This window comes from Citrobacter sp. HN-141, from assembly GCF_033341895.1.
Taxonomy (GTDB): Bacteria; Pseudomonadota; Gammaproteobacteria; order Enterobacterales; family Enterobacteriaceae; genus Citrobacter.
In genome coordinates this window covers 23,814-32,084 of sequence record NZ_JAWPBF010000029.1, presented here as the reverse complement: position 1 = coordinate 32,084, position 8,271 = coordinate 23,814, and the positions used below count along the sequence as shown (strand labels likewise).

Here is an 8,271-nt window from a genome sequence, read left to right as displayed (position 1 = left end):
AAAATGGTTGTTACCCTGATCCACCCGATCGCGATGGACGACGGTCTGCGTTTCGCAATCCGTGAAGGCGGCCGTACCGTTGGCGCGGGCGTTGTTGCCAAAGTAATGAGCTAATTGCCGATAACATTTGACGCAATGCGCAATAAAAGGGCATCATTTGATGCCCTTTTTGCACGCTTTCACACCAGAACCTGGCTCATCAGTGATTTTTTTTGTCATAATCATTGCTGAGACAGGCTCTGAAGAGGGCGTTTAGTCCGAAACGCACCAGAGCATTTCGGTTTGGATCGCCTCGCTTACGCGGGGTGAAAATGTTTGTAGATACTTCTGACAGGTTGGTTTATGAGTGCGAATACCGAAGCTCAAGGAAGCGGGCGCGGCCTGGAAGCGATGAAGTGGGTTGTTGTCGCTGTATTGCTGCTTGTAGCTATCGTTGGCAACTACCTCTATCGTGACATGATGCTGCCGCTGCGTGCGCTGGCCGTAGTGATTCTGATTGCCGCAGCGGGTGGTGTCGCGCTGTTGACGACAAAAGGTAAAGCGACCGTTGCTTTTGCCCGTGAAGCGAGAACCGAAGTCCGTAAGGTCATTTGGCCAACTCGCCAGGAAACGCTGCACACCACGCTGATCGTTGCTGCGGTCACTGCGGTAATGTCACTGATCCTGTGGGGACTGGATGGTATTCTGGTTCGCCTGGTATCCTTTATCACTGGCCTGAGGTTCTAAGATGTCTGAAGCCCCTAAAAAGCGCTGGTACGTCGTTCAGGCGTTTTCCGGTTTTGAAGGCCGCGTAGCGACCTCGCTGCGTGAGTATATCAAGTTACAAAATATGGAAGAGTTGTTTGGTGAAGTCATGGTGCCGACTGAAGAAGTGGTCGAAATCCGTGGCGGCCAGCGTCGCAAAAGCGAGCGTAAATTCTTCCCGGGCTATGTACTGGTCCAGATGGTAATGAATGATGCAAGCTGGCACCTGGTGCGCAGCGTGCCGCGTGTGATGGGCTTTATCGGCGGTACATCTGACCGTCCGGCACCTATCAGCGACAAAGAAGTTGATGCGATCATGAACCGCTTGCAGCAGGTTGGTGATAAGCCACGTCCGAAAACGATGTTTGAGCCAGGTGAAATGGTTCGTGTTAGCGACGGTCCGTTCGCTGACTTTAACGGTGTGGTTGAAGAAGTGGATTACGAGAAGTCTCGTCTGAAAGTTTCCGTGTCTATCTTCGGTCGTGCGACTCCAGTTGAACTGGACTTCGCTCAGGTTGAAAAAGCCTAACACGTCGATCAAAAAAGCGACGATTTAATCGTTGCACAAGGCGCGAGATTGGAATACAATTTCGCGCCTTTTGTTTTTATGGATTCTGTCCGTAAAACGAATTTAATCACGGGGAGCCTCCTTGAGGCGCTATAACCCAACTAGAGGAATTTAGAATGGCTAAGAAAGTCCAAGCCTATGTCAAGCTGCAGGTTGCAGCTGGTATGGCTAACCCGAGCCCGCCGGTAGGTCCAGCACTGGGTCAACAAGGCGTGAACATCATGGAATTCTGCAAAGCGTTCAACGCAAAAACTGATTCCATGGAAAAAGGTCTGCCGATCCCGGTTGTTATCACCGTTTACGCTGACCGTTCTTTCACTTTCGTTACCAAAACGCCTCCGGCAGCAGTTCTGCTGAAGAAAGCGGCTGGTATCAAGTCTGGTTCCGGTAAGCCGAACAAAGACAAAGTGGGTAAAATTTCCCGCGCTCAGCTGCAGGAAATCGCGCAGACCAAAGCTGCCGACATGACTGGTTCCGACATTGAAGCGATGACTCGCTCCATTGAAGGTACTGCACGTTCCATGGGCCTGGTAGTGGAGGACTAAGAAATGGCTAAACTGACCAAGCGCATGTCCGTGATCCGTGACAAAGTTGATGCTACTAAGCAGTACGACATCAACGAAGCTATCGCTCTGCTGAAAGAGCTGGCCACTGCTAAATTCGTAGAAAGCGTGGACGTTGCTGTTAATCTCGGCATCGACGCACGTAAATCTGACCAGAACGTACGTGGTGCAACTGTACTGCCGCACGGTACTGGCCGTTCCGTTCGCGTAGCTGTATTTACCCAGGGCGCAAACGCTGAAGCTGCTAAAGCTGCAGGCGCTGAGCTGGTAGGTATGGAAGATCTGGCTGACCAGATCAAAAAAGGCGAAATGAACTTTGACGTTGTTATTGCTTCCCCGGATGCAATGCGCGTTGTTGGCCAGCTGGGCCAGGTTCTGGGTCCGCGTGGCCTGATGCCAAACCCGAAAGTTGGTACCGTAACGCCGAACGTTGCTGAAGCAGTTAAGAACGCTAAAGCAGGTCAGGTTCGTTACCGTAACGACAAAAACGGCATCATCCACACTACCATCGGTAAAGTGGATTTTGACGCTGACAAACTGAAAGAAAACCTGGAAGCTCTGCTGGTTGCGCTGAAAAAAGCGAAACCGACTCAGGCTAAAGGCGTGTACATCAAGAAAGTTAGCATCTCCACCACCATGGGTGCTGGTGTTGCCGTTGATCAGTCCGGTCTGACTGCGACTGTGGCGAACTAATATTCGCCTTTACGTGGGCGGTGATTTTGTCTACAATCTTACCCCCACGTTTCTGCTAATTGCAGACGTATATCCGAGATATTCAGGCTGTGGCAAGGCGACAACTGAGTGAATCGCCAGGAGCATAGTTAACTATGTGACTGGTGTGAACGAAGGCAGTCAACGCCGTCACAGATTGAATAGCGACAGATAGACAAGATTTGTTCGTTGGAGCCTGGCCTATCCAGGCCTCCGTCGAAGACCGCAGGTGTTTCGTAAGAAACTTAATGCCCTGCGTAGACGGTGACAGAACGCTAAGATTATTTCTGATACTCTGGCTTGTTTCTGCTCACCGTATTTAGACGCTCTTTCCGTTGGGGAGAGTGAAGTGAGTTCCGGAACATGAGTTCCGGCAAACATCCAGGAGCAAAGCTAATGGCTTTAAATCTTCAAGACAAACAAGCGATTGTTGCTGAAGTCAGCGAAGTAGCCAAAGGCGCGCTGTCTGCAGTAGTTGCGGATTCCCGTGGCGTAACTGTAGATAAAATGACTGAACTGCGTAAAGCAGGTCGTGAAGCTGGCGTATACATGCGTGTTGTTCGTAACACCCTGCTGCGCCGCGTCGTGGAAGGTACTCAGTTCGAGTGCCTGAAAGACACGTTTGTTGGTCCGACCCTGATTGCATACTCTATGGAACACCCGGGCGCAGCTGCTCGTCTGTTCAAAGAGTTCGCGAAAGCGAATGCAAAATTTGAGGTCAAAGCCGCAGCCTTTGAAGGTGAATTGATCCCGGCATCGCAAATCGATCGCCTGGCAACTCTGCCGACCTACGAAGAAGCAATTGCACGCCTGATGGCAACCATGAAAGAAGCTTCGGCTGGCAAACTGGTTCGTACTCTGGCTGCTGTACGCGATGCGAAAGAAGCTGCTTAATCGCAGTTATCTTTCTCAAGCATCTGCTTACGTATAAACTTATTCTGATTTTCAGGAACAATTTAAATGTCTATCACTAAAGATCAAATCATTGAAGCAGTATCCGCTATGTCCGTAATGGACGTTGTAGAACTGATCTCTGCAATGGAAGAAAAATTCGGTGTTTCCGCTGCTGCTGCTGTAGCTGTAGCTGCTGGCCCGGCTGAAGCTGCTGAAGAAAAAACTGAATTCGACGTAATTCTGAAAGCTGCTGGCGCTAACAAAGTTGCTGTTATCAAAGCAGTACGTGGCGCAACTGGCCTGGGTCTGAAAGAAGCTAAAGACCTGGTAGAATCTGCTCCGGCTGCCCTGAAAGAAGGCATCAGCAAAGACGACGCAGAAGCACTGAAAAAATCTCTGGAAGAAGCTGGCGCTGAAGTTGAAGTTAAATAAGCCAACTTTTCTGGTTGCAGCCTAAGAAATTAGGCTGATGGCTGGTGACTTTTTAGTCACCAGCCTTTTTGCGCTGTAAGGCGCCAGTAGCATTTCACACTGTTTGACTACTGCTGTGCCTTTCAATGCTTGTTTCTATCGACGCCTTAATATACTGCGACAGAGCGTCTGTTCTGTGTAAATCGCAATGAAATGGTTTAAGCGTGATAGCAACAGGCATTGCGGAAAGTATTCGATTTTCCGGTCAACAAAATAGTGTTGCACAAACTGTCCCTTCGTCGGACAGATGGGTCGACTTGTCAGCGAGCTGAGGAACCCTAATGGTTTACTCCTATACCGAGAAAAAACGTATTCGTAAGGATTTTGGTAAACGTCCACAAGTGTTGGACATACCTTATCTCCTTTCTATCCAGCTTGACTCGTTTCAGAAGTTCATCGAGCAAGATCCTGAAGGGCAGTATGGTCTGGAAGCAGCTTTCCGTTCCGTTTTCCCGATTCAGAGCTACAGCGGTAATTCCGAGCTGCAATACGTCAGCTACCGCCTTGGCGAACCGGTGTTTGACGTTCAGGAATGTCAGATCCGTGGCGTGACCTATTCCGCACCGCTGCGCGTAAAACTGCGTCTGGTGATCTACGAGCGCGAAGCGCCGGAAGGCACCGTAAAAGACATTAAAGAACAAGAAGTCTACATGGGCGAAATTCCGCTCATGACTGACAACGGTACCTTTGTAATCAATGGTACTGAGCGTGTTATCGTTTCTCAGCTGCACCGTAGTCCTGGCGTCTTCTTTGACTCCGACAAAGGTAAAACCCACTCTTCGGGTAAAGTGCTGTATAACGCGCGCATCATCCCTTACCGTGGTTCCTGGCTGGACTTCGAATTCGATCCGAAGGACAACCTGTTCGTACGTATTGACCGTCGCCGTAAACTGCCTGCGACCATTATTCTGCGTGCACTGAACTACACCACTGAGCAGATCCTTGACCTGTTCTTTGAGAAAGTTGTTTTCGAAATTCGCGACAATAAGCTGCAGATGGAACTGGTGCCGGAACGCCTGCGTGGTGAAACCGCCTCCTTTGACATTGAAGCTAACGGCAAAGTCTACGTCGAAAAAGGCCGCCGCATCACTGCGCGCCACATTCGCCAGCTGGAAAAAGACGATATCAAGCATATCGAAGTTCCGGTTGAATACATTGCTGGCAAAGTTGCGGCTAAAGACTACGTTGACGAATCTACTGGCGAGCTGATCTGCGCAGCTAACATGGAGCTGAGCCTGGATCTGCTGGCTAAGCTGAGCCAGTCTGGTCATAAGCGTATCGAAACGCTGTTCACTAACGATCTGGACCACGGTCCGTACATTTCTGAAACTGTACGCGTCGACCCAACCAACGATCGTCTGAGCGCACTGGTAGAAATCTACCGTATGATGCGTCCTGGTGAGCCGCCGACACGTGAAGCTGCTGAAAGCCTGTTCGAGAACCTGTTCTTCTCTGAAGACCGCTATGACCTGTCTGCGGTTGGTCGTATGAAGTTCAACCGTTCTCTGCTGCGCGACGAAATCGAAGGTTCCGGTATCCTGAGCAAAGACGACATCATCGAAGTGATGAAGAAGCTCATCGATATCCGTAACGGTAAAGGCGAAGTCGATGATATCGACCACCTCGGCAACCGTCGTATCCGTTCCGTAGGCGAAATGGCGGAAAACCAGTTCCGTGTTGGCCTGGTACGTGTTGAGCGTGCGGTGAAAGAGCGTCTGTCTCTGGGCGATCTGGATACCCTGATGCCTCAGGATATGATCAACGCCAAGCCGATTTCTGCAGCAGTGAAAGAGTTCTTTGGTTCCAGCCAGCTGTCTCAGTTTATGGACCAGAACAACCCGCTGTCTGAGATTACGCACAAACGTCGTATCTCTGCACTCGGCCCAGGCGGTCTGACCCGTGAACGTGCAGGCTTCGAAGTTCGAGACGTACACCCGACTCACTACGGTCGCGTATGTCCAATCGAAACGCCTGAAGGTCCGAACATCGGTCTGATCAACTCCCTGTCCGTGTATGCACAGACTAACGAATACGGCTTCCTCGAGACTCCGTACCGTAAAGTGACCGACGGTGTTGTAACTGACGAAATTCATTACCTGTCTGCTATCGAAGAAGGCAACTACGTTATCGCTCAGGCGAACTCCAACCTGGATGACGAAGGCCACTTTGTAGAAGATCTGGTTACCTGCCGTAGCAAAGGCGAATCCAGCTTGTTCAGCCGCGACCAGGTTGACTACATGGACGTATCCACCCAGCAGGTGGTATCCGTCGGTGCGTCCCTGATCCCGTTCCTGGAACACGATGACGCCAACCGTGCATTGATGGGTGCGAACATGCAACGTCAGGCGGTTCCGACTCTGCGCGCTGATAAGCCGCTGGTTGGTACCGGTATGGAACGTGCTGTTGCCGTTGACTCCGGTGTTACTGCAGTTGCTAAACGTGGCGGTACTGTTCAGTACGTGGATGCTTCCCGTATCGTTATCAAAGTTAACGAAGACGAGATGTACCCGGGCGAAGCAGGTATCGACATTTATAACCTGACCAAATACACCCGTTCTAACCAGAACACCTGTATCAACCAGATGCCTTGTGTATCTCTGGGCGAGCCGGTTGAACGTGGTGATGTGCTGGCAGACGGTCCGTCCACCGACCTCGGTGAACTGGCGCTGGGTCAGAACATGCGCGTGGCATTCATGCCATGGAATGGTTACAACTTCGAAGACTCCATCCTCGTATCCGAGCGTGTTGTCCAGGAAGACCGTTTCACTACCATCCACATTCAGGAACTGGCATGTGTGTCCCGTGACACCAAGCTGGGGCCAGAAGAGATCACCGCTGACATCCCGAACGTGGGTGAAGCTGCGCTCTCCAAACTGGATGAATCCGGTATCGTTTATATCGGTGCGGAAGTGACCGGTGGCGACATTCTGGTTGGTAAGGTAACGCCGAAAGGTGAAACCCAGCTGACGCCAGAAGAGAAGCTGCTGCGTGCAATCTTCGGTGAGAAAGCGTCTGACGTTAAAGACTCTTCTCTGCGCGTGCCAAACGGTGTTTCCGGTACGATTATCGACGTTCAGGTCTTTACTCGCGATGGCGTAGAAAAAGACAAACGTGCGCTGGAAATCGAAGAGATGCAGCTGAAGCAGGCGAAAAAAGACCTGTCTGAAGAACTGCAGATCCTCGAAGCTGGCCTGTTCAGCCGTATCTACGCTGTGCTGGTTTCCGGTGGTGTTGAAGCTGAGAAGCTCGACAAACTGCCGCGTGACCGCTGGTTAGAACTCGGCCTGACCGACGAAGAGAAACAAAATCAGCTGGAGCAACTGGCTGAGCAGTACGACGAACTGAAACACGAATTCGAGAAAAAACTCGAAGCGAAACGCCGTAAAATCACTCAGGGCGACGATCTGGCACCGGGCGTGCTGAAGATTGTTAAGGTTTATCTGGCGGTTAAACGTCGGATCCAGCCTGGTGATAAGATGGCAGGTCGTCACGGTAACAAGGGTGTAATCTCTAAGATCAACCCGATCGAAGATATGCCACACGATGCTAACGGTACGCCGGTAGATATCGTACTGAACCCGCTGGGCGTACCATCGCGTATGAACATCGGTCAGATCCTTGAAACCCACCTGGGTATGGCTGCAAAAGGTATCGGCGATAAGATCAACGCCATGCTGAAACAGCAGCAGGAAGTCGCGAAACTGCGCGAATTCATCCAGCGTGCTTACGATCTGGGTTCAGATGTTCGTCAGAAAGTTGACCTGAATACCTTCAGCGATGAAGAAGTTCTGCGTCTGGCTGAAAACCTGAAAAAAGGTATGCCGATCGCAACGCCGGTATTCGACGGTGCGAAAGAGTCTGAAATCAAGGAACTGTTACAGCTGGGTGGCCTGCCGACTTCCGGTCAGATCACACTGTTCGACGGTCGTACCGGTGAGCAGTTCGAGCGCCAGGTTACCGTTGGCTACATGTACATGCTGAAACTGAACCACCTGGTTGATGACAAGATGCATGCGCGTTCTACCGGTTCTTACAGCCTGGTTACTCAGCAGCCGCTGGGTGGTAAGGCGCAGTTCGGTGGTCAGCGCTTCGGGGAGATGGAAGTGTGGGCGCTGGAAGCATATGGCGCAGCATACACCCTGCAGGAAATGCTCACCGTTAAGTCTGATGACGTGAACGGTCGTACTAAGATGTATAAAAACATCGTGGACGGCAACCATCAGATGGAACCAGGCATGCCGGAATCCTTCAACGTACTGTTGAAAGAGATTCGTTCGCTGGGTATCAACATCGAGCTGGAAGACGAGTAACTCTCGATCA

8 protein-coding genes are annotated in these 8,271 nt (G+C 51.0%); all 8 read left to right on the top strand.

Annotation, left to right across the window (positions count from 1 at the left end; genetic code table 11):
* A partial coding sequence (locus tag RYZ59_RS23170) for a hypothetical protein (protein ID WP_183129199.1) occupies positions 1-114 on the top strand: 114 nt, incomplete at its 5' end.
* A gap of 228 nt (positions 115-342) precedes the next feature.
* Positions 343-726 (top strand): preprotein translocase subunit SecE, encoded by a 384-nt coding sequence (gene secE, locus RYZ59_RS23165; protein ID WP_003033128.1) that lies wholly within the window; start codon positions 343-345, stop codon positions 724-726.
* 1 nt (position 727) lies between these two features.
* On the top strand, positions 728-1,273 hold the full coding sequence (gene nusG / locus RYZ59_RS23160; RefSeq protein WP_003033125.1) for a transcription termination/antitermination protein NusG: 546 nt from the start codon (positions 728-730) through the stop codon (positions 1,271-1,273).
* Positions 1,274-1,428: 155 nt separating this feature from the next.
* Positions 1,429-1,857, top strand: a complete 429-nt coding sequence (gene rplK, locus RYZ59_RS23155) for a 50S ribosomal protein L11 (protein ID WP_003033122.1) — start codon at positions 1,429-1,431, stop codon at positions 1,855-1,857.
* Between the two features lie 3 nt (positions 1,858-1,860).
* Positions 1,861-2,568, top strand: coding sequence for a 50S ribosomal protein L1 (rplA, locus tag RYZ59_RS23150; protein ID WP_005132897.1), 708 nt, complete (start codon positions 1,861-1,863; stop codon positions 2,566-2,568).
* Positions 2,569-2,982: 414 nt separating this feature from the next.
* Positions 2,983-3,480, top strand: coding sequence for a 50S ribosomal protein L10 (gene rplJ, locus RYZ59_RS23145; protein WP_001207203.1), 498 nt, complete (start codon positions 2,983-2,985; stop codon positions 3,478-3,480).
* A 66-nt stretch (positions 3,481-3,546) separates the two neighbouring features.
* Positions 3,547-3,912: a 50S ribosomal protein L7/L12 gene (rplL, locus tag RYZ59_RS23140; protein WP_003033114.1), complete on the top strand. Its 366-nt coding sequence runs from the start codon at positions 3,547-3,549 to the stop codon at positions 3,910-3,912.
* Between the two features lie 320 nt (positions 3,913-4,232).
* Entirely contained in the window at positions 4,233-8,261 is a 4,029-nt protein-coding gene (gene rpoB, locus RYZ59_RS23135; RefSeq protein WP_003033111.1) for a DNA-directed RNA polymerase subunit beta, read from the top strand.
* Positions 8,262-8,271: the final 10 nt, after the last annotated feature.

What these genes read in the sequence shown, in the direction of transcription:
- secE (WP_003033128.1), top strand. Translation starts at nt 343, where the DNA reads ATGAGTGCGAATACCGAAGCTCAAGGAAGCGGGCGCGGCCTGGAAGCG.
- rplK (WP_003033122.1), top strand. Translation starts at nt 1,429, where the DNA reads ATGGCTAAGAAAGTCCAAGCCTATGTCAAGCTGCAGGTTGCAGCTGGT.
- rplA (WP_005132897.1), top strand. Translation starts at nt 1,861, where the DNA reads ATGGCTAAACTGACCAAGCGCATGTCCGTGATCCGTGACAAAGTTGAT.
- rpoB (WP_003033111.1), top strand. Translation starts at nt 4,233, where the DNA reads ATGGTTTACTCCTATACCGAGAAAAAACGTATTCGTAAGGATTTTGGT.
- rplJ (WP_001207203.1), top strand. Translation starts at nt 2,983, where the DNA reads ATGGCTTTAAATCTTCAAGACAAACAAGCGATTGTTGCTGAAGTCAGC.
- nusG (WP_003033125.1), top strand. Translation starts at nt 728, where the DNA reads ATGTCTGAAGCCCCTAAAAAGCGCTGGTACGTCGTTCAGGCGTTTTCC.
- rplL (WP_003033114.1), top strand. Translation starts at nt 3,547, where the DNA reads ATGTCTATCACTAAAGATCAAATCATTGAAGCAGTATCCGCTATGTCC.